Consider the following 19,403-nt stretch of genomic DNA (forward strand, 5'->3'; position numbering starts at 1 on the left):
TTCAGGGGGTCAGGACCGGTGGACGTCGATGTCGCCCCAGTTGGTGTGGGCGTGCACCTCGACGACGTTGTCCGTGGTCTCGGGTCCGTCGGCGGAGGTCAGGGTGTTGCGCACCACGCCGTTCTTGGAGCTCAGGTCCAGCAGGGCGGCCGTGCCCTCGGGGATGCCGATGCCGACCTTCCCGTGGCCGCCCTCCACCTGGACGTTGCCGCGCGCCGCGGCGCCGACCCGGATCCGGCCGTGCGCGGACGTGAGGACCAGGCCCGCCAGCGAGCGGTCGACGGTGATGTCACCGGTGCCGGTCTTCAGCCGCAGGTCGCCGGTCACCTCGCCGAGCGTGATGGAGCCCGTGGAGTTCTTCACCAGGCCGGACCCGTCGACGGTCCCGATCCGGATCGCCGCGACGGAGCCGGTGACCTCGACGGGCCCGGTGACCCGGTCCACGGAGACCTCGCCGATGGACGTCCTGATCTCCAGCGGCCCGGTCTCCTCCAGGCGCAGGTCGCCGTTCGAGCTGTGCAGGACGGTCCGTCCGAGCGAGCCGGTGGCGACGAAGCCGGCCATGCCCCCCGCGGCGACCCCGGCCTCGACGCCGGACCCGGTCGGCATCTCGACGGTCACCTCGATGGACCCGCGCCAGGACCGCAGGTACCCGAGGCCCTTAGGCCTGGGTCCCCTGATGCGCAGCCGTCCGTTGGAGAACTCGACGACCGTCCGCTCGGCGGCGTGCACGCTCGCCTCCATGGACGGGTCGCTGGGACGTACCTCGACCACGGTGTCGGCACGGTCGCCGGCGTGAATGTGGACCTGGCCGGCGAAGACGTCGATGTCGGCGATGATCGGTTGGGGCGTGTCGAAAGCAGGCATGGCGGAGCCCTCCAAATGGGTCTGGTGGAATTTCCCGGCCTCGGGGCCGGGCGATGAGTGATGCGGCGGGCTGCGGGCTAGCGCACCCAGCCGGTGTAACTGCGCCCGGACTGGGGCTGCTGCGGCCGGGCGGCGGGACGGCCTCCGGCACCGGTCTCGAACGCGGCGGAGACGGCGCGGACCAGCCAGGCGTTGACCGAGATCCCCTGCGCGCCGGCCGCCTCCTCCACGCGCACCTTGAGGTGCTCGGGCAGCCGCAGGGTCATCCGCGCGGTGCCGCCCTCCTCACCCACCGGAGGCCCGGCCGGGGGCGGCCCGGCCGCAGGAGGCCCGGCCATCGGCGGCCCGGTCTCCCACGCGGCCTCCGCTCCGGCGTCGGCCGCGCTTCCCGGGTGCGGTTGCGGCGGCGTCACCACGAACGCCGGTTCGCCGCCGCGCAGCCGCACGTCGACCGACCCCGGCGCGAGCTCACCGGTGATCTCGTCCGCCGCCGCCGACAGCGCCTCCAGCAGGGCGAGCCGCGTGGCCGACTCCAGGACACCGGTGAGGCGCTCGGCCAGCGCGCGCGCGTCCGGCCCGCCCGCCTCGGCGGCGACGACGAGTTCGCGGCGGAGGTTCTCCACGTACGGCATCAGATCCATGCCCCCATCATGACGTCAGATCGACGTCATGTCAAGCGCCAAACTGACGTCACTCTGACGCGCACGCGACGTCACATCCGCGCACCCCATCCAAAAGGCCACCACTCCGTCACGATTGGGGACGCGAGCATGCCTCTAAGTAGTCGGTCGACGATGCACAGTGGCCACGTATTGTCGCCAGCGTTAACACCCATCACGGGGAGTGACGAAATGGCGGAGAGCAGGGCCGCTACCGACGGCCGTGAAGTGATCGAGAATCCCGGCGCGGCAGGGCGGCCCGAGAGCACGCCCCCTCCCCCGCCGTCGCCGCTGATCGAGAGCGCGACCAGGGAGCTGCACAAGGCGACCCTGGTGCCGCTGCGCGTCCCGTCAGGGTCGGCAGGGCAGGCGATGGCCAAGCTGGGCTTTCTCCACCGGCTCGGGCTGCGCCCGGCAGAGGTCGAGAACGCGGTGCGGCGGCTCCGCGAGGCGGACGCGGGCACCGGGGCGGAAGCCGCGACGGCCCCCGTGCCGGACGAACCCGTGCCGGACGAACCCGTGCTGGAACTGCTGGCCTCGTTCGAGGAACCCGGCGTCCCGCCGCTGCTGCCGGCCGCGCAGGTGCTCGCCGGCGTTCCGGTCGAGGTGCTCCAGAGGTTCGGCCGGGCCGTAGTGGAGCTGCGTCGCGCCGACCTGGAGCGGTGCACCGCCGAGAGGGCCGGCGCGGACACGGCGACCGGCGCGGACACGGCGGCCGGCGCGGCGCGCAACGACCTGCACCGCGCCCTGCTCGCGGTCAAGGGGCTGGAGCTCGGCAGCGAGACGTCCCTGGTGGGCGCGCTGAACCTGGAGCGGCTGGAGATGACGCCCGCCGGGATCGAGCGCGGCGAGCTGGTCGGGACCGTCCCGCTGGCGCCGCTGGAGCAGACCGCGGTGACGCAGAAGGAGTGGTCCGTCCAGAAGAAGGAGTTCACCTCGATCGTCACCGACTCGCTGGAGACGCTGAGCGAGACGGGGGTGACCGACAACACCGAGCTGTCCCAGTCGACGAACTCCCAGCAGGAGCACTCGAACCAGTTCAACATCACCGGCACGGTCTCCGGTGGGATCCCGTTGATCTCCGGGTCGGTGACGTCGTCCTTCACCGGGCAGGGCAAGGAGTCGCAGTCGGCGGGCGAGAGCCGCAAGCACGCGACGGGCCTGACGCAGAAGGCGTCCTCCCGCGCCAAGCAGGAGCACAAGGTCACCATCGCGACGACCACGGTGACCGGGACGTCGCAGACCACCACGCGGACGCTGCGCAATCCGCACGACACCAACCCGATCCGGGTCGACTACTACAGCATGATGCGCAAGTGGCGGGTGCGCCTGTACCGGCACGGGCTGCGCTCGACGTACGACATCGTCCTGCCGGAGCCCGCCGCGTCGATCCGGCGGTCCTACGTCGAGCTGGCCGCGCTGAAGGCCCGGCTGGGGCCGTTCGTGTTCAACCTCCCGCACAGCGACATCACGGCCGACATCCGCGCGGACGATCCGAAGCCGCCGGTGACGGACCCGCCCACCCCCGACCAGCCGCACTACCTGGTGCTCGCCGACCGGTACCACGCACCGGCGCCGCCTCCGCCGCCCGCGCCGACGAAGACCCTCACGCTGTCCGTGGACGGGCTGGACCTGGGGGAGGGCCGCCACAGCGGAAAGGTCACGGCGACCGTGCCGCCGGGCTACCAGGTCGCCTTGGTGGTGATGAACGCCAGTCTGGAGCACGCCGAGCATGCCGGACGGTTCACCGTCATGGGCACCAACATCAGCTTCGAACCGTGGGGGCACCACAAGGACTACGCCGACGAGCACCTCTTCGCCCACGACGGCACCCCCTTCCTGGCAGGTGCCACGGAGACCCAGCCCATCCGGCTGCTGTTCGAGGACGTCGGCACGGCCACCATCGTGTTCACCGTCCGGTGCGTCCCCACCAAGGAGTCCATGGAGCAGTGGCGCGCGGACGTGTGGAACGTCCTGTACAACGCGGCGCAGACGCAGTACTTCGCCGAGCAGCAGGACATCGCGGGCAGGATCGCGGCGCTGGAGGAGCGGCTGACCGACGTCGACACCCTCACGCTGCGGCGCGAGGAGAACGACGAGGTGATGAAGGGCGTGCTGCGGTACCTGCTCGGCAACCGCTTCCCCACGGTGCCGGGCGATGTCCTCACGGTGCTCGAGGAGGCCGGGGTGGACGTCGCGCACGGCACGGGCTTCGAGTCGGGCGCCATCAACCCCGACTCCATCGAGTGGACGCTGGTGCGGCAGTACGAGGAGATCGTCCGGTTCGTCAACCAGGCGATCGAGTGGGAGAACGTGGTGACGTTCCTCTACTCCTACTTCTGGGACGTGCCCGCCAGCTGGGACTTCATCAGGCAGCTCGAACACCCCGACGCCACGCGGCAGGCGTTCCTGCGCGCGGGCAGCGCCCGGGTCGTGCTGACCGTCCGGCGGGGCTGGGAGACGCGGTGGGCGAACTTCGTCGACCGCGGCCTGCTCGACGACCCGCACGCGCCTGACCCGGAGTCGCCGTACTGGACCATCGCCCAGGAGATCGCCGCCTACGACGACCGCAACTATCCCGGGATCCCGGCCGCCAATCCCGGCAAGACGGCCACCCGGCTGCAGGACGCGGTGATCACCACGTCCCCGGTCAGCGTCGGCCCGAGCCCGGGCCCGGTCTCGATCCAGGTGGCGAGCAGCGCGGGCTTCCTGGCCGGGGCGCAGGTGGTGATCGACTCCGTCCGGGGGCTCGACCACGACCAGGAGGCCCAGACGATCGTCGACATCCCGGACGCGACCCACATCAGGGTGGGCCGGCTCCTCAAGGCGCACACGGGCACGGCGGCGTCCCCGTTCCAGGTCACCCAGCCCGGGGAGAAGGGCGAGCTGATCGCCGAGTGGAACGAGTACACGCCCACGTCCGGCATCGACATCACCGTCACCTACAACCCGGCGGAGGGCGGCTGACATGCCGCCCAAACCACCTGGAGCATCGAAACCGTTCACCACCTGCCAGGAGGACGCGGCCGAAGTCGCCAAGCTGCCTCACAAGCCCTCCCCCGACGCGTCGGATCCGCGGGGCGCCGGAAAACCTGACCAGGTGCTGGCGAAGCTGCGCGGCTGGTACCCCGATGCGGCGCTGCCGACGATGGGCAACGCCGTCGTCCCGTATATCTACGGCAGGTGCGCGTTCCACGACATGGGCACCGCGATCGCCACCGCGACGTCCGCCGACCACCGGATCTACCTCCTCGGCTGGGGCGTCGACCCGGTGACGGTCATGCTGGAGGCGGCGGGCGGCTCCCCGGCGGTCAGGCTGCGCGACCTGCTGCAAAAGACAAAGGCCCAGATCCGGGGCGTGTTCTGGGACAACCCGGATGTCGCGAACGATCCGAAAATGAATCCGGCCGGCGGCAACAACGTCCCCATCACCGACTTCATCAACGGCCTGCCCAACGGCTTGGCGATCCTGGACCGGAAGCTCCCGTTCCTGCGGTACGGCGGCATTCCCGTCCTGCCGGCGGGCAGTGCTCATCACCAGAAGCTGCTCGTCGTGTACGGCGCGCTCGGCCTGATCGCGTTCACCGGCGGCATGGACGTCAACGGCAGCCGCGTCGGCGACGACCCGTACCACGACGTCCATTTCCGCGTCACCGGCCCGGCCGCGGCAGTGCTGCTGCGGGTCTTCCGGGAAAGGTGGCTCGACCATTCGGACACCCACCGGCTGGACGCCGCCAAGTTCGCGATGCCGCGGGCGCGGGTGGAGGCCGACTTCGCGCTGGTCGCCACCGGACAGGCGCCCGCGCCCGTCCCGTCCGTCACTCTCGGACGCGGGTCGCGGGCACCCGGATCGTATGCGGTCGCCATCGGCCGCACCTACGCCGACCTGGGCAGGATGAACAGGTCGCAGGAGAGGTACGGGTTCGCGCCGAAAGGGGAGCGGACCGCCTGGGAACTGGTCAAGAAGGCGGTCGGCCAGGCGCGCCACTACATCTACATCGAGGACCAGTACCTGGTGAGCCGGCGGCTCAAGGCGCTGCTGGTGGACCGCCTCCGCGATCCCCAGTTCAAGTTCCTGCTCATCCTCATGGAGAAATCGACCACCTTCGAGCACTACAAGGAGCTGCTCAAGAGGGAGAAGAAGAAGGACAAGGACGGCAATGTCATGAAGGACGAATACGGGAGGGACATAGAGGAGGTCTCCTTCCCGAACGAGTTTCCCTATCTCGTCGGAGCGCGCAACGAGTGGCGTACCGACTTCGCCGCGGCCGATCCCAGCGGGCGCAAATGGCGGATGTTCTCGCTGAAAGCGAGCCCGGACGATGAGCGCAAGAAATGGTGCGGGCCCTACGTCCACGCCAAGACGTGCCTCGTCGACGACGAGTTCGCCGTCATCGGCACCGTCAACGTCAACGACCGCGGCTACACCTTCGACAGCGAGATCGCCGCGGGCATCACCGACGACCTGATGGGCAGGATGGGCGGCCATCGTTTCGCCCGGGACCTGCGCGTGAACCTGTGGCACAAGCACCTGGCCGTCCCGCGCGCCCGGCTCGAATCCTGGGAGGAGGGCCTGAAGGTCTGGCGGAAGCCGCCCCCCGAGGCGATGGTCGTCGACGCCAGCGCGCTGGAGTACAGCGAGCTCCTCGGATCCAAGGGCCTGGTACGGGACGACCCCGGCGCGAACCGGCTGTGGACGGAGTCGATCGACCCCGACGCCGACCTGCTCCCCTGACGCGGGCGTGGACATTGGCCGCCAGATCTGATTACTATCCGTGATTACTTGATCATGATGAGTGACCCATGAGGGGGACGTGGCAATGAGGTCTTTTGTGAACCGGGGTGTGCTCGCCGTGCCCGTCCTCGCGCTGGTTCTGGCCGGCGGCGCGCCTGCCGCGGCCACCGCGCAGGAGACCAGGACGAAGGCCGAGGTGAACCTGCTCAGGCTCACCTGTTACGAGACCGAGGACACCTCGGGCGGCGACGAGATCTATCTCCAGATCAACGGCAGGACCGTCTGGTCGACGGCGGACTCCATCAACTGCGACCACGACCACCCGAACCACCGGCCGATCAACCGGAGGGCCAAGACCGGGGACCAGATCACGCTGTACGACAAGGACGGCGACCTGCCGGGCGACTCCGACGACCACCTCGGCTCCGACGTGATCGAGGGCGACCGGGGAAGCCTGGTCTTCAACCTGGACGACGCGCTCTACACCGTGGACTACGGCCCGGCGTAGCGCGTCCGGCGGGCGGCAGGCCGGGCGACGCGGATCGCCCGGCCTGGGTCACCGGCGGACGACGTCCGGCCGCGGGCGCAGCTGGGGTTCGACCCGCGTCGCCCATGCGGTGGTGATCTCCTCGATCCGGGGGATGTCGCCCTCCTCGACCGCCAGGCCCGGGGTGACGACGGTGGCGCCGAGTTCGACCAGCAGGGGACGCAGGTGCACCTCCACCGCCAGGGAGTGGGCCGGAGAGCCCACGACCAGCAGGGGAAGGGCGACGGTTCCCGCCAAGGCGCCGGTGTCGATCTGGTCGAGGAAGACCTTCAGCAGGCCCGTGTAGGTCGCCTTGTACGTCGGGCTCGCCACGATCAGTAGGTCGGCCTCGTTGACCTGGCGCACCGCCGCGGCGACGAACGGGTCCTTCCGGTTGAAGAGCCGGGGGGCCAGGCCGGCCAGTTCGATGACGTGCGGTTCGGCCTCGTCCCCGACGAGATGGGACACGGCGCGGGCGGCGCTGACCGCCGCCAGCGCGGTGCGGGACGCGGGGCGCGGGTTGCCGACCAGGACGGTGATGGACATGTCGTTCCTCCGGAACCGGGTTAGGGGAGCCGGGCGAAGCCGCCGAAAGCGCCCTTGTGGTAGAGCAGCGGTGATCTCTGGCGGTTCAGCAGCGCTCGCCTGACGTGCCCGACGACGAGCCAGTGATCGCCGATGGCATGGGTCTCGTGCCGGTCGCAGATGACGTGGGCGACGGCGCCGTCGATCAGCGGGACGTTCTCCTCGCTCGGCCGCCACGCCGTGGGCGGGGCGAACCGGTCGGCTCCCCTGGCGGCGAAGCGGGCGGCCAGGTCCGCCTGCTCGGCCGCGAGGAGATGGACGCCGAAGAGCCGGGCCCGGCGGAGTTCGGGCCAGGTGGTGGACGAGTCGGCGATGTAGAAGGAGATCAGCGGCGGGGCGAGGCTGACGCTGGTGAACGACGTGGCGGTCAGCCCGACCGGGGTGCCGCCGACGATGGCGGTGATGGCGACGACGCCGGAGGCGTGACGTCCCAGCGCCTCCCTGAACAGGTCTGGTCCGACGCCGTCGAGGGGGTGCCGCGGCGCGGCGGGATGCGGGGCGGTCATGACGGTCGTCCTTCCGTGCCCGGTTCCGCGTACCCGCTGGGCGGACCACCGGCCGGGTGGACGACCAGGTTCAGGCGCAGCTGCCGGTCGAGGCTCATCGACCCGCCTTCCCGCCGGTCAGGGCGGTCACGGGGCGGACGGGCCCGGCGAGGGGCGGCGTCCGGCCGTCCGGTGGACGGGGAAGCCCGTAGTGCTCGCGGAGCGTGGTGCCGGTGTACTCGGTGCGGAACAGGCCCCTCGCCTGCAGCAATGGGACGACGTGGTCCACGAACGCCTCCAGCCCGGAGGGCAGCACGGCCGGCATGACGTTGAAGCCGTCGGCGGCGCCGGCGGTGAACCAGTGCTCGATGGTGGCGGCGATCTGTTCCGGGGTGCCGGCGAACGTGCGGTGCCCGCGTCCGCCGCCGAGCCTGCCGATGAGCTGGCGCACGGTGAGGTTCTCGTCCCGGGCCAGCTTGACGATCAGCGTGTACCGGCTCTTGGCGCCCTCGATCTCGTCCTCGGCGGGCAGGTCGGCCGGGAGCGGCGCGTCCAGGGGCAGCCGCTCGGGGTCCAGCCGCAGCGTCCCGGCGAGCTGCGCCCGCGCGTGCTCGGGGAGGATGAGCCGGTCGAGCTCCTCGTCGAGCGCCCGCGCCTCCCGTTCGGTGCTCCCGATCACCGGGACGATCCCCGGCAGCACCTTGATCTGCTCCGGGTCACGTCCCGCCGCCGCGCCGCGGCGCTTGACGTCAGCGTAGAACGCCTGCGCGTCGGCCAGGGTCTGCTGCGCCGTGAAGATCGCCTCGGCGTGGCGGGCGGCGAAGTCCCGGCCGTGCTCCGACGAGCCCGCCTGGACGAGCAGCGGATGCCCCTGGGGTGGGCGCGCGGTGTTCAGCGGCCCGTGCACCCGGTAGTAGGGCCCGGAGTGCTCGATCGCGCGCACCCGTTCCGGGACCGCCCATGTGCCGCCGGACTTGTCGCCGATGGCGGCGTCGTCCCGCCAGCTGTCCCAGAGCCTGCGCGCGACGTCGACGAACTCGGCCGCGCGTTCGTAGCGGTCCCGGTGCGCGGGCAGCTCGTCGAGGCCGAAGTTGCGCGCGGCGTCCAGGGTCGCGGTGGTCACGATGTTCCAGCCGGCCCGGCCGCCGCTGATGTGGTCCAGCGAGGCGAACCTGCGGGCCAGGTTGTACGGATCGTTGTAGGTGGTGGACGCCGTCGCGATGAGCCCGACGTGCGTGGTCGCGGTCGCCATCGCGGCCAGCAGGACGGTCGGCTCCAGGACGCTCGTCGGACGCTGTGCCACCTCTCCCATGATCGAGGGGCTGTCCGCGAAGAACACCGAGTCCAGCAGGCCGCGCTCGGCGGTCCGCGCGAGCCGCGTGAAGTACGCCGCGTCGTGGTTGACGAAGGGGTCGGCGCCCGGGAGCCGCCAGGCCGCCTCGTGGTGTCCGTTGCTCATCAAGAAGGCGTTGAGGTGCAGCCGTCGCGCGGTCATCGTCCGCCCGCTCCTTCCAGTCAATTTCATGCAAATCCTACCTTTTAAGTAGGAATACCTCAAGACGGACTACGGCGAGACGGGCAGGCCGACCGCGTACCGCGAACGCCTCGATCATCGGTGGGCCCCGTCCTGCCGGTAGGCGTCGAGCGCCGCCTCGTTGGAGTCGTAGTGGGTGAGGTCGCCGAGGCCGTAGTGGGCCAGCAGGTCGCGCAGGGACCGGGGCGCGCGGGCGACGGCGAAGATGACGCCGCGGCCGGCGAGCTTGCGGGCGATCTCCGCCAGGGTCTGCGCGCCGGTGGTGTCGATGTCGGTGATCGCCTCGGCGTCCAGGACGAACCAGCGCACGTCCCCCGCCGCCGTGAGGTCGTCGACCTCGGCGGCGAACTCGGCGGCGTTGGCGAAGAACAGCTCGTTCCCGAACCGGTAGAGCACCAGGCCGGCGGCGGCCTCCTGCGGGCGGGCCGCCGCGGTGAAGCGGCCGTCCGGGCCGGGCCGCAGCGTCGTGCCGCCGGGACGCGCGGCGCGCCGCACCACCTCCACCGCCGACAGCAGGAACGCGATCACCACGGCGGCCGGCGAGCCGAGCACCGGGACGCCGAGCATGCAGACGGCCGCGATCCAGAACCTGACCTCGTCCTTGAGGTCGGTGAAGTTCCAGTCGACGGTCAGCCGCTGCTCCCAGGCGCGCGGACCGTTGACGCGGATGGCGATGGAGTCGAAGACCTGCTCGACGCTGAGGGCCTTGAGGACGTCCGGGGACGCGCTGTCGAGGGCGGCGGCGGGTTTGTTTCCGCGCAGTTCGGTGGCACCTTGCAGGTAGTAGCTCCGCCAGGTGCCGTTCTCGCTGCCCTGCCCGAGCGCGTCGTAGACCCGGGCGAGAAGCTCGCGGGCCTCGGAATTGCCCGGGTCGGCGAAGACGACGTAGTTGAGGACCTGGGCGGCCCACCGCGTCTCCCCGCCCTCGAACGCGGCCCTCGCCCTGGTCAGGACGTTCTCAGCACCGCCCATGAATTCGACGTGCTTCCTCGCCGACTCCTCAGGCGGCAGTTCCCATAAATGCGCGGGGTTGCCGTCGGAAGGCGTAGGCGTCGAGGTCTCAGACGACCCGGCCGGACGCGTCCTTGATCTTCGCCTGCGACGCCGACCCGACGAACCCTTTGTCGGCGTTCTCGAAATCGGCCCGGTCGTCCATCGACGGCATAGCGCCCACGACTTCTCCTCGAAGTGAATTTCGCCAGTATCCGAGAACTTCCCGGCCTGACGGGAACCCACGACCAGCGCAGGACAAAAGATCGAGAACTCTCCGGCGGCCCCTCCGCGCCCCTTTGCCAATTCATCGCCCGGCACAACGGAATCTTGACGAACGCGCCGGAGGACCTGGCGATTACAGAGGTAGGAAAGACATACGTATATTTCCTGCCCCATCGGCAGGGAACAGACCAACCGGGGGAAACGCATGAGCGACCTGATCTCCGTCGCCTACGACGACCTGGCCACCGCCGAACAGGCCCGCGACAAGCTCGTCCGGCTCCAGAAGGAACACGTCATCGAGCTGGCGGACGTCGTCGTCGTCGAACGCAAGCAGAACGGCAAGATCAAGCTTCACCAGGCCCGCAACCTCACGGCCGGCGGAGCGCTGGGCGGTGCGGCCTGGGGCGGTCTCATCGGGTTGATCTTCTTCATGCCGCTGCTCGGCATGGCGGTCGGCGGGGCCACCGGCGCCGCCATGGGCGCCGCGTCCGACGCCGGCATCGACGACGACTTCATGCACAACCTCGGCGAGCACCTGACGCCCGGCGGCGCGGCCGTGTTCGTCCTGGTCGACAAGCGCAACCCGGACAAGGTCATCCCGGAGATGGCGCCGCTGGGCGGCACGATCATCCAGACGTCGCTGTCCGCCGACGAGGAGGAGCACCTGCGCGAGGCGGTCAAGGCCGCCCGCGCACCGCAACCCGCCTGACCCGCGTCTCCGCGCCCGGCGGCTCCCCTTGGAGCCGCCGGGCGCTCTGCGAGGATGGGCCGATGGACCCCCGACGCGTCCAGCTCAACCGGCGGCACAGCATGGAGATGGGCCGCCTGTTCGCGGAATTCCTCGACGCCCATCCGGACGTCGAATCCGAGGTCGACGGCGCCCAGATGACCGCGGACCAGGAAGCCGCCTGGGCTGACTTCAGCGCCGCACTCCTCGCCCGGCACCAGGCCGAACGAGCGACCCTCGCAACCGAACTCGAAGCCGAACACCACCACATCTGACGGCCTAGCGTGGTCGTCATGAAGCCATGGCGGGTGACGGCGGTCGGGCTACCTGACGGCGATCCGGTGGAGGGCGGGGTCGACCGGCACGGGCGCTGGACCGATGTTCCGCCCCCGGAAGCCGAGCCGCTCCCCGGCCGGTTCGTACTGGCCGGACTCGTCGACGCGCACTGCCATCTGAGCATCGCCGACGACGGCGCTGGTCCGCGCCCACTGCCTCTCCCCCAGGCCCAGCGGAACCTGCGCACCGCGCTACAGGCGGGGATCACGCTGGTACGCGACATGGGCAGCCCCGGCCCCGTCACCCTGCGAATGCCCGCCGCCGACGAGGGCGCCGGGCTACTGGCGGCCGGACGGTTCCTGGCCCCGCCCGGCGGATACTTCCCTGCCCTCTACGAACCGGTGACCGCCGACGACCTCGTCCAAGCCGCCCGCGCCCAGATCGCCGCGGGAGCACGATGGGTGAAGCTGATCGCCGACTTCCCCGCCATCGAGCAGGGCGTGACACGTCCGGATCTGGCGGTGCCGACCTACCCGATCGAGGACGTCCGGCGGCTGGTGGAGGCCGTCCATGCCGAGGGCGCCCGCGTCGCCGCGCACACCACCACGGCCTGGGCCGCCGACCTGGTCGCGGCCGGCGTGGACTCCATCGAGCACGGCGACGCTCTCACCGGCGACGCCCTGCGCGCCCTGGCCGCCCGGGGCGGCGCCTGGACGCCCACCCTCTGCGCGGTCCTGGCGCCCGCACCGGCCGACGACCCCGGGCGCGGACGGCGCCTGGCCCAGCGCCGCGAACGGCTCGCCCACCTGCTGGACGAGGCCGTCCGGCACCGCGTCGCCGTCCTGGCGGGCACCGACGCCGTCGGCAACCTGCCCCGGGAGGTCCGCCTCTTGACCGAACTGGGCCTCCCCCCGCGGAGCGCGCTCGCCGCCGCCAGCAGCGACGCACGCCGCTACCTGCTCATCGACGACACGACCGGCGACTTCGCGCCGGGTCGTCCGGCCAATCTGGTCACCTACGACGACGACCCCCGCGACGACCCCGAGGTGCTCCGGCGGCCGGCCGCGACGTTCGCCGCAGGGCGTCGACTCCGCTGAGGACCCGCGGTTTAGTGCTCGGTCAGTGCGGTCGTGGCCAGGAGGCGGAACGCGTCGGTGAGCTCGCCGCTTGTCAGGGAGTGTTCCGGGTCGATCAGCCATTGCATCATCAGGCCCGTGAGCAGGGTCTGGCACAGCGATCCGATCAGCCGGGCGCTGCCGGGATCGGCGGGGGCGGCGATGTCGCCGAAGATCTCCGCCAGGCCGGAGCGTCCCTCGGCCATGCTCGCGGTGAGCGACTCGCGCAGTTCGGGGACGTGCTGCGCCTGCACCAGCATCTCCGACAGCACGGCCCACAGCGCGCGGTCGTCCTCGAACGACGCGACGATCTGCGCCCACACCCGCTCGAAGCGCCGGACGGGGGACGATGACCGGTCGCCGGCGTCCCCGATCGTCCGCTCCAGGCGGTCGCCCCACTCCTCCATCGCCTGGTGAAGCGCGGTGTTGAGCATCGCCTCCGTCGAGCCGAAGTGGTAGCCGATGGCGGCCAGGCTGGTCCCCGCCGCCTCGGTGACGTCACGGGCGGTCGTGCGCGTGTAGCCCTTCCGCTCCAGGCACTCCCGGGCGGCGATCAGCAGTTTCTCTCGGTTTCCCACCCCGGAATGATATCAGCGTCTTAGACAAACGTCTTGAAACTTGTCTAAGACGCTGTGTACGTTCGGTCGTGCCGCAACCGGGCGGCGTGGCATGCGGAGCAGGGGGTTCAGGTGTCACAGCTGATCTCACGACGGGGCGTCCTCATCGGCGGCGCCGCACTGGCGGTGGGCGCGCGGCCGCCGGCGGCCGAGGCCGGACGGCGGCCGCGCTTGGCGCTGCGGGGTGTGACGGTGATCGACGCGACCCGTCCGCGGCCCCGGCCCGGCTCCACGGTGCTGATCGAGGACGGCCGCGTCGTCGCGGTCGGACGGCGTGACGAGGTGCCCGTCCACCATGGCGTCACGGTCGTCGACCTGCCGGGCAGGTACGTGATCCCGGGCCTGTGCGAGATGCACGCGCACAGCATCGGAACGCACGAGATCTCCCCGCCGCTCTACCTCGCCAACGGGGTCACGACGGTGCGCGAGATGGCCGGGTCGGCGGTGGTCCGCCGGTGGCGCGAGGACATCGAGCGCGGCGTCCTGGCGGGCCCGCGGTGGACGATCGCGAGCGAGATCATCGACGGCTCCCCGTCCCTCCTCGCCGGACCGGACGATCCGGACGGCGCCCTCCTGGTCACCAGCGAGGCCGAGGCCCGCGGGGCGGTGCGGCGGGTCAAGGCCGAGGGCGCCGACTTCGTCAAGATCTACTCCCGGCTGTCCCCCGGGGCCTTCGCGGCGATCGCGGACGAGGCGCGGCGGCAACGCCTTCCGCTGGCCGGGCACTGCCCCGACAAAGTCGCCCCCGACCAGGCCAGTCGTCTCCGGCAGCGCAGCATCGAGCACGTCCACACGCTGTGGTGCGCCGCGTCCGGCCGCGATCGGCAGGTCCGCGAGACGCTGGACGCCATCGCGATCGAACCGGGCGACTACGCGGGCTGGTTCCGCCAGTTCCACAAAGCGGAATGGCTGGCGGCCAGCCACTACAGCCCGCGGCGTGCCGAGCGGCTCTTCGAGACGCTGAACGCGGGCGGCACCTGGGTCACGCCCACGCTGAGCATGCACCTGATCGTGGACCGCCCCGAAGACCTCGTCCGGGACGACCAGCGGCTCAAGTACATCCCGGCCGAGGACCGGGAGTGGTGGCAGTGGGCCGTGGACAACATCTACCTTCCCGGACGCGCGCCCGCCGAGATCGAGCAGCAGCGCGAGCTGTTCGACCGCAGGCTGCGCTTCGTCGGCGCCATGCGGCGCGCCGGGGTCCGCCTGCTGAACGGCAGCGAGGCGGGATTCATCTTCGCCTATCCCGGTTTCAGCCTGCACGAGGAACTGGCGCTGCTGGTACGCGCCGGGCTGACACCGCTGGAGGCGATCGGCACCGCCACCCTCGAACCGGCCAGGTACCTCGGCATGGAGCGGGATCTGGGGTCGATCCGTCCCGGCAAGCGCGCCGATCTGGTCGTGCTGGACGCCGATCCGCTCGCCGACATCACCAACACGACGAGGATCCACGCGGTGGTCGCGGACGGCCGGCTGATCACGTCCGCCCGGCGGAGGCGGATGCTGGCGGACGTCGAGAAGGCCGCCGCCCGCACCCCGGACGCGACCACGCGCGCCGCCCCCATCGGCTGCGGCTGCCACACCCCGCGCAGACCCCGCTGAGGCGATGGCCGCCCCGGCCGCGCGCGGGACGCGGCCGGGACGGCCGTCGCGGTCACCGGTCCCGGGCGTTCTTCGCCCTGAAGTGCGGGATGCCTTCGGCATCGCGCACCACGAACGCGGTGTCCTGTAGACCGGACAGTTCCACGCGCGTGGCGATGCATGGTCGACGCATCGAGCCCTCCTCGCTCTCGAAGACCTGCCGCCGAGCGGACCTGCCGGTCTCGGTCGAGGGGTGTTCGTTCAAGAGCGCCGGTTGGATGAGATGAGGGGCTCCGGATCCGGCCGGGCGGCGTGTTCCGCGCGCGATCGGCCGCGCCCCGCCCGTCATGACACGACGGGCGGGGCGGTTGGTTCAGCAGGCCGTCAGCAGGCCGGAGGAGTGATCACGTCGGCCCAGTCGCCGGTTCCGACGGTGGTGGTGGCCTGGCCGCGCTCCTGGGCGTTCAGGCCGCACGGCCAGAAGCTCGGCGGGCCGAAGTAGCGGGTCGAGGAGCCCGCCTCGAGCGTCCGCGAGCCGTTGGAGTCGGTGGCCCAGCCGCTCGCCGCGGGGTCCCAGTGCTGGAGCGTCAGGCTCAGATCGACCGATGAGATGCCGCGGTTCCGCGCCTCCATGAACGGCTGGGTGCCGTAGGACGTTTCCCCCACGTGGACGACGTCGCTGCACATCTGGTAAACGAGGGAGCCGAGCTCGACCTCTGTTCCGCAGACGGTTTCCGTTGACTCGGCGGCGGCGCCGACCGTTCCGCTCATTGCGGTGACGAGAACGGCCGCCCCCGTGACGACCGCCAGGCGATGAGATGCCCGTAATTTCATGTGTTCTCCCAGGATGAATTGACACTGTGTTCGACATCGATAGATCTATCGAACGTTCCAGCGACATTTCAAGCCGATGACCTTGTCCGCAGTCGGCCACCGGGGAGGGCGTCCATCAGGGAGACAGGTGCAGGCCATGGACTAGACCGGTGGCGTACTCGTGGCGCGGCGGCAGCGCGTCGTCTCCGAGCAGCAGGACGGTGAAGGCGCAATTGAGGCAGGCGCCTATCAGCAGCCGGGCGGCGCCCAGCGGCTCCACCCGCGCGGCCACCCGTCCCAGCTCCTGCTCCTTCTGCAGGTAGGCGGCGACGGAGTTCTCGGCCTGGTGGGGCCCGAGCTGGCGAGGCTCCATCACCTGCCGCAGCCGGACGAGCTGCACCGGGTTGGCCAGGACCGCGACCTTGGCGGCCAGGACCTCGTTGTAGAAACCGATGGTCGCCTCCGCGACCATCACGAGGTTCTTGTGCACGCTGGCCTGTCCGACATGGGAGAGAAGGTCGGCGACGGTGCCCACGTAGACCGGTAGCCGGTCCTGCAGGAGCGACAGGTAGAGGTGCAGCTCACCGTGTTCCCTGTGCTGCACCGAGCGCATGGAGTCGCTGACCGCCTCGACCACGCGGCGCCGCACCCGGTCGGCGGGATTTTCGGGCACGGAGCTGGAAGCAGGTCCCCGGTCGGGCCGCATGATCTCCCCAGGCTATTTCGGCGTCTCGCGTGCATAAAGCCCACCCACCCAATGGGCCGCCATCAAGCAGTCGGCCTTACCGGCGGCCGGCATCGCGTGACGGCGAATCCCAGATTATGGGTTTCGCCTTTTGCAGGCAACGAAAACGAAATCTTGGTGGGAAAGATCTTCCGGCGGGGAGGCGGGCCGGAACGGGCGCGAACGCGTCCGGCCCGTCCGTATGGCTCCCTGACCAGTGGGACCGTGCCATCCGCTCGGGCAAAGCCGGGCGCCGGCGATCGTACGAAGCGGCCGCGGACGCCCGGCGGTCGCGACCGAGTCCGCCGCCCATCGAGGGCGCGGGCCCCGGTTTCGGCGCGGCGGGTCCCGCCGGAGGGCCGCATCCGGCCAGCGGGCCGTGTCCGCCGGTTCCATGCCGAGGGGCGGCGAGTCCGCGCCGATCCGGCCGTGCGAGGGCGCCGGTCGCGCCGTCCCGAAGGCCGGCGGCCCGGGTGCCGGGCGGCGCGCGTCCAACCGGGGCGGGCGTTTATCGACGAGCCTTTTACCCGTTAGAACATTGTGTTCTCATATTCGGTAGTGGACGGGTCTGGATCCGGGCTGGGGGGCGCGGCGATGGCGACTTATCATGCGGCTTGGTGGAATCTGGAGAATCTCTTCGACGAGGAGAACTCGCCGCGCCGCACCGAGAAGGTGGCGCGGGTGATCAAGAACAGCATCGCCGGGTGGACGCCCCGGCTCCGGGACCGGAAGGTCGCCCAGCTGGCGTCGGTCATCGCGCAGATGAACGACGGCGCCGGGCCGGACCTGCTCGGGGTGTGCGAGGTGGAGAACCGGTTCGTGCTGGATCTGCTCGCCGGCGCCGTCCACGAGCGGCTTCCGCGGCGGCGGTATTCGATCGTCCACGCCGACACCAGCGATGCCCGCGGTATCGACGTCGCGTTCCTCTACGACCCGGAGCTGCTGGAGGCCCCAGCGGACCAGGTGTTCTTCCATGTGGTGATGCGGCGCAACGCCACGCGGGAAATCGTTCAGGTCAACTTCCGCACCCGGCACGGCCGCACATGGGCGGTGTTCGGCAACCATTGGCCGTCCCGCAGCGGCGGCGCGTTCGAGTCCGCGGGCTACCGGCACATCGCCGCCGAAACGCTCGCGTTCTTCCATGAGCGGGTGCTGGAGGAGCACGGCGCCGACACGCCGGTGCTGGCGATGGGCGACTTCAACGACGAACCGTCCGACACCTCCCTCGTCACCCACGCCCTCAGCACCCGCCAGCGGCGGCGCGTGCTGGAGGCCGACACCCCGCGCCTGTGGAACCTGATGTGGCCGGCCATCGGCGCCCCGGACGGCAGCTTCTATTTCAACAACGAACCGAATCTCCTCGACCAATTCCTGGTCAACGCCGGGATGGCCCGGCAGGAGGCGGCGATCCGCGCGGACGCCGGCACCGTCCGGATCCTGCGGTTCCCCGGTACGGCGGCCACCGGCCCCTATCCCCGTCCGATCCCTTTCGGCGGTATGGGCAAGAAAGTCAACGAGGACGGATTCTCCGACCACTTCCCCATCGCCATGACCGTCACCGAATCAGCCTAAGAAGCGCCAAAGAAGGCTTAATAAGCCAGGCATTGCCGGGGTGACGTAATTCATACTGGCGGTTGGCGGTGACCCGCCGGTCGAGAGTGAGGGGGACCATGTCCTCGACCGCCAGAATCGACGGTGCCCTCAGGACGCCGCTTCTGGGACCCGACGTCACGACGGTCTTCTCGGGCGGCTGGTCGGCGGCCTACGACTGGGTGGCCGACCGGGTCGTGGCCGCGGGCGCTCCCCGCCGCATCCCGTTCCCGGCCCCGTTCGATCGCGACCTCGCCGGCGCGCTGCCGGGGCAGGGCGATTTCTCCGCCTTCCACTACGTCTTCAAGGACGACAAGTATCTGCGGCTTCGCGCGTCCGACGGCCTCCCGGACGCGGCGCCCGCCGACACCGCCCCGAACTGGGATCTGCCGCCGGGCTGGACGTCGGTGGACGCGGTGTTCGCCGGAGGAGGGGCCAAGAGCAGGTTCGCGTATTTCTTCCGCCGCGACGAGTACAGCCGGTTCGACTGGACGACGAACGCGAGGTCGCCGAACTACCCGAAGCTGTTCACCCCGAACTGGCACGCGACCGGCCCGTTCACGGCCGGCATCGACGGCGAGATTCCGGGCCTGCGCTCGTTCGGCACGAAGGCGTACCTGTTCCGCATCGCCAGGACGGTGGTCGACGACGACGGGCATCCGATCGCGGCGGGCCTGGGGAGGACCGTGTCCGCGCCGATCTACGCGCGCTACGACTACGACTCCGAGACGTTCGAGTTCACCATCACGGACCCGTTCGAGGTGGTGGCCCAATGGCCGGGGCTCCTGCCGATCCTCGACGCGGGGGCCGCCACCGACGTCGCCCTTGACTGGGTCGACCGGACGCTGGCGGCGCTGGGAGGCCCGGTGACGCCCGCCATCGCCACCGCCTGCCGGCACCATTTCGCGATGACGGGGACGATCGACACCACCGTGATCAGGGCCCGGCTGGGCGAGATCCGGACGCGGCTGAACGACATCCCGAACGCCTTCCGGTGGACGCCGGGCCTGCGGTTCGCGGCGCAGACGAGCCAGGGCTCCTTCACCGAGGTCGGTGACATCTTCTCGACGTTCCACGGCCCGAGCGGCAGGGCCGCCGCGCTGATCCACGAGGCCGTCCATTTCACGTTCGGTGCCGGGCCCGACGTCCCCGAGTGGTCCGGCGCCACGATCGCGGGTGTCTCGCACGGCATCGCGACCGATCCCGGCACCGGCGCGTCGCTGGGCGCCTACGCCGATCTGACCACCGCCGCCGCGCTGACCAATCCGAGCTCGTACGCCGCCTTCGCGCAGGAGGTCGCGAACGGCGAGGACACGCGGTTCGGGGCGGGACGCCCGCAGGAGTGACCGCACGC

The 19,403-nt window shown here is 70.7% G+C and carries 18 protein-coding genes and 1 pseudogene; 9 read left to right on the forward strand and 10 right to left on the reverse strand.

Annotation, left to right across the window (positions count from 1 at the left end; translation table 11 throughout):
* Window positions 1–9: 9 nt before the first annotated feature.
* Window positions 10–867, reverse strand: a complete 858-nt coding sequence (locus ETD83_RS00935; RefSeq protein ID WP_138643116.1) for a DUF4097 family beta strand repeat-containing protein — start codon at window positions 865–867, stop codon at window positions 10–12.
* A 77-nt stretch (window positions 868–944) separates the two neighbouring features.
* Window positions 945–1,508, reverse strand: a complete 564-nt coding sequence (locus ETD83_RS00940) for a toxin-antitoxin system HicB family antitoxin (protein ID WP_138643117.1) — start codon at window positions 1,506–1,508, stop codon at window positions 945–947.
* Window positions 1,509–1,718: 210 nt separating this feature from the next.
* Between ETD83_RS00940 and ETD83_RS00945 the strand changes: the two genes are divergently transcribed.
* From ETD83_RS00945 to ETD83_RS00955, 3 genes are all read left to right on the forward strand, one after another.
* Window positions 1,719–4,493 carry a hypothetical protein gene (locus ETD83_RS00945; protein WP_205717425.1) on the forward strand — a complete coding sequence of 925 codons (2,775 nt, stop codon included), beginning with the start codon at window positions 1,719–1,721 and terminating at the stop codon, window positions 4,491–4,493.
* Window position 4,494: 1 nt separating this feature from the next.
* Window positions 4,495–6,261 (forward strand): phospholipase D family protein, encoded by a 1,767-nt coding sequence (locus ETD83_RS00950; protein WP_138643118.1) that lies wholly within the window; start codon window positions 4,495–4,497, stop codon window positions 6,259–6,261.
* 97 nt (window positions 6,262–6,358) lie between these two features.
* Window positions 6,359–6,769: a hypothetical protein gene (locus ETD83_RS00955; RefSeq protein ID WP_138643119.1), complete on the forward strand. Its 411-nt coding sequence runs from the start codon at window positions 6,359–6,361 to the stop codon at window positions 6,767–6,769.
* A 48-nt stretch (window positions 6,770–6,817) separates the two neighbouring features.
* Here the strand turns inward: ETD83_RS00955 and ETD83_RS00960 are convergent, their stop codons facing one another.
* The 5 genes and pseudogenes from ETD83_RS00960 to ETD83_RS45215 all read right to left on the reverse strand — a co-directional run.
* On the reverse strand, window positions 6,818–7,333 hold the full coding sequence (locus ETD83_RS00960) for an NADPH-dependent FMN reductase (protein WP_138643120.1): 516 nt from the start codon (window positions 7,331–7,333) through the stop codon (window positions 6,818–6,820).
* Window positions 7,334–7,353: 20 nt separating this feature from the next.
* Entirely contained in the window at window positions 7,354–7,878 is a 525-nt protein-coding gene (locus ETD83_RS00965) for a flavin reductase family protein (RefSeq protein ID WP_138643121.1), read from the reverse strand.
* 94 nt (window positions 7,879–7,972) lie between these two features.
* Window positions 7,973–9,352 (reverse strand): LLM class flavin-dependent oxidoreductase, encoded by a 1,380-nt coding sequence (locus ETD83_RS00970; RefSeq protein ID WP_138643122.1) that lies wholly within the window; start codon window positions 9,350–9,352, stop codon window positions 7,973–7,975.
* A gap of 114 nt (window positions 9,353–9,466) precedes the next feature.
* Window positions 9,467–9,958 (reverse strand): STAS domain-containing protein, encoded by a 492-nt coding sequence (locus tag ETD83_RS45210; protein WP_268920391.1) that lies wholly within the window; start codon window positions 9,956–9,958, stop codon window positions 9,467–9,469.
* 21 nt (window positions 9,959–9,979) lie between these two features.
* Window positions 9,980–10,417: pseudogene (locus tag ETD83_RS45215) on the reverse strand (alkyl sulfatase dimerization domain-containing protein); the annotation flags it as partial.
* Window positions 10,418–10,811: 394 nt separating this feature from the next.
* On the opposite strand from ETD83_RS45215, the gene ETD83_RS00980 reads away from it, so the two are divergent.
* The 3 genes from ETD83_RS00980 (at window position 10,812) to ETD83_RS00990 (ending at window position 12,706) form a co-directional block, all read left to right on the forward strand.
* Entirely contained in the window at window positions 10,812–11,315 is a 504-nt protein-coding gene (locus ETD83_RS00980) for a DUF1269 domain-containing protein (RefSeq protein ID WP_138643124.1), read from the forward strand.
* A 62-nt stretch (window positions 11,316–11,377) separates the two neighbouring features.
* On the forward strand, window positions 11,378–11,608 hold the full coding sequence (locus tag ETD83_RS00985) for a hypothetical protein (RefSeq protein ID WP_138643125.1): 231 nt from the start codon (window positions 11,378–11,380) through the stop codon (window positions 11,606–11,608).
* 18 nt (window positions 11,609–11,626) lie between these two features.
* The gene (locus tag ETD83_RS00990; protein WP_138643126.1) at window positions 11,627–12,706 is read left to right on the forward strand and encodes an amidohydrolase family protein; all 1,080 of its coding nucleotides are present in this window, start codon (window positions 11,627–11,629) and stop codon (window positions 12,704–12,706) included.
* 11 nt (window positions 12,707–12,717) lie between these two features.
* On the opposite strand, the gene ETD83_RS00995 is transcribed toward ETD83_RS00990, so the two are convergent.
* The gene (locus tag ETD83_RS00995; RefSeq protein ID WP_138643127.1) at window positions 12,718–13,302 is read right to left on the reverse strand and encodes a TetR/AcrR family transcriptional regulator; all 585 of its coding nucleotides are present in this window, start codon (window positions 13,300–13,302) and stop codon (window positions 12,718–12,720) included.
* Between the two features lie 111 nt (window positions 13,303–13,413).
* Here ETD83_RS00995 and ETD83_RS45220 point away from each other — a divergent pair, with 111 nt between their 5' ends.
* Window positions 13,414–14,943, forward strand: coding sequence for an amidohydrolase family protein (locus tag ETD83_RS45220; protein ID WP_138643128.1), 1,530 nt, complete (start codon window positions 13,414–13,416; stop codon window positions 14,941–14,943).
* A gap of 363 nt (window positions 14,944–15,306) precedes the next feature.
* On the opposite strand, the gene ETD83_RS01005 is transcribed toward ETD83_RS45220, so the two are convergent.
* Both ETD83_RS01005 and ETD83_RS01010 read right to left on the reverse strand, forming a co-directional pair.
* A complete protein-coding gene (locus ETD83_RS01005; protein ID WP_138643129.1) occupies window positions 15,307–15,693 on the reverse strand; it encodes a hypothetical protein in 387 nt (128 codons plus the stop codon).
* Window positions 15,694–15,871: 178 nt separating this feature from the next.
* A complete protein-coding gene (locus tag ETD83_RS01010; RefSeq protein ID WP_138643130.1) occupies window positions 15,872–16,408 on the reverse strand; it encodes a hypothetical protein in 537 nt (178 codons plus the stop codon).
* Between the two features lie 645 nt (window positions 16,409–17,053).
* Between ETD83_RS01010 and ETD83_RS01015 the strand changes: the two genes are divergently transcribed.
* Both ETD83_RS01015 and ETD83_RS01020 read left to right on the forward strand, forming a co-directional pair.
* Window positions 17,054–18,031: an endonuclease/exonuclease/phosphatase family protein gene (locus tag ETD83_RS01015; RefSeq protein ID WP_138643131.1), complete on the forward strand. Its 978-nt coding sequence runs from the start codon at window positions 17,054–17,056 to the stop codon at window positions 18,029–18,031.
* 98 nt (window positions 18,032–18,129) lie between these two features.
* Window positions 18,130–19,395: a hypothetical protein gene (locus ETD83_RS01020; RefSeq protein ID WP_138643132.1), complete on the forward strand. Its 1,266-nt coding sequence runs from the start codon at window positions 18,130–18,132 to the stop codon at window positions 19,393–19,395.
* Window positions 19,396–19,403: the final 8 nt, after the last annotated feature.

Origin of the sequence: Actinomadura soli, from assembly GCF_005889715.1 — a bacterium.
In the GTDB taxonomy this organism is placed as follows: domain Bacteria; phylum Actinomycetota; class Actinomycetes; order Streptosporangiales; family Streptosporangiaceae; genus Spirillospora; species Spirillospora soli.

Bases quoted from the DNA above. Each gene is read 5' to 3' on its own strand.
- ETD83_RS00935 (WP_138643116.1), bottom strand. From the start codon at position 867: ATGCCTGCTTTCGACACGCCCCAACCGATCATCGCCGACATCGACGTC.
- ETD83_RS00940 (WP_138643117.1), bottom strand. From the start codon at position 1,508: ATGGATCTGATGCCGTACGTGGAGAACCTCCGCCGCGAACTCGTCGTC.
- ETD83_RS00945 (WP_205717425.1), top strand. From the start codon at position 1,719: ATGGCGGAGAGCAGGGCCGCTACCGACGGCCGTGAAGTGATCGAGAAT.
- ETD83_RS00950 (WP_138643118.1), top strand. From the start codon at position 4,495: ATGCCGCCCAAACCACCTGGAGCATCGAAACCGTTCACCACCTGCCAG.
- ETD83_RS00960 (WP_138643120.1), bottom strand. From the start codon at position 7,333: ATGTCCATCACCGTCCTGGTCGGCAACCCGCGCCCCGCGTCCCGCACC.
- ETD83_RS00965 (WP_138643121.1), bottom strand. From the start codon at position 7,878: ATGACCGCCCCGCATCCCGCCGCGCCGCGGCACCCCCTCGACGGCGTC.
- ETD83_RS00970 (WP_138643122.1), bottom strand. From the start codon at position 9,352: ATGACCGCGCGACGGCTGCACCTCAACGCCTTCTTGATGAGCAACGGA.
- ETD83_RS45210 (WP_268920391.1), bottom strand. From the start codon at position 9,958: ATGCTCGGCGTCCCGGTGCTCGGCTCGCCGGCCGCCGTGGTGATCGCG.
- ETD83_RS00980 (WP_138643124.1), top strand. From the start codon at position 10,812: ATGAGCGACCTGATCTCCGTCGCCTACGACGACCTGGCCACCGCCGAA.
- ETD83_RS00985 (WP_138643125.1), top strand. From the start codon at position 11,378: ATGGACCCCCGACGCGTCCAGCTCAACCGGCGGCACAGCATGGAGATG.
- ETD83_RS00990 (WP_138643126.1), top strand. From the start codon at position 11,627: ATGAAGCCATGGCGGGTGACGGCGGTCGGGCTACCTGACGGCGATCCG.
- ETD83_RS01005 (WP_138643129.1), bottom strand. From the start codon at position 15,693: ATGAGCGGAACGGTCGGCGCCGCCGCCGAGTCAACGGAAACCGTCTGC.
- ETD83_RS01015 (WP_138643131.1), top strand. From the start codon at position 17,054: ATGGCGACTTATCATGCGGCTTGGTGGAATCTGGAGAATCTCTTCGAC.
- ETD83_RS01020 (WP_138643132.1), top strand. From the start codon at position 18,130: ATGTCCTCGACCGCCAGAATCGACGGTGCCCTCAGGACGCCGCTTCTG.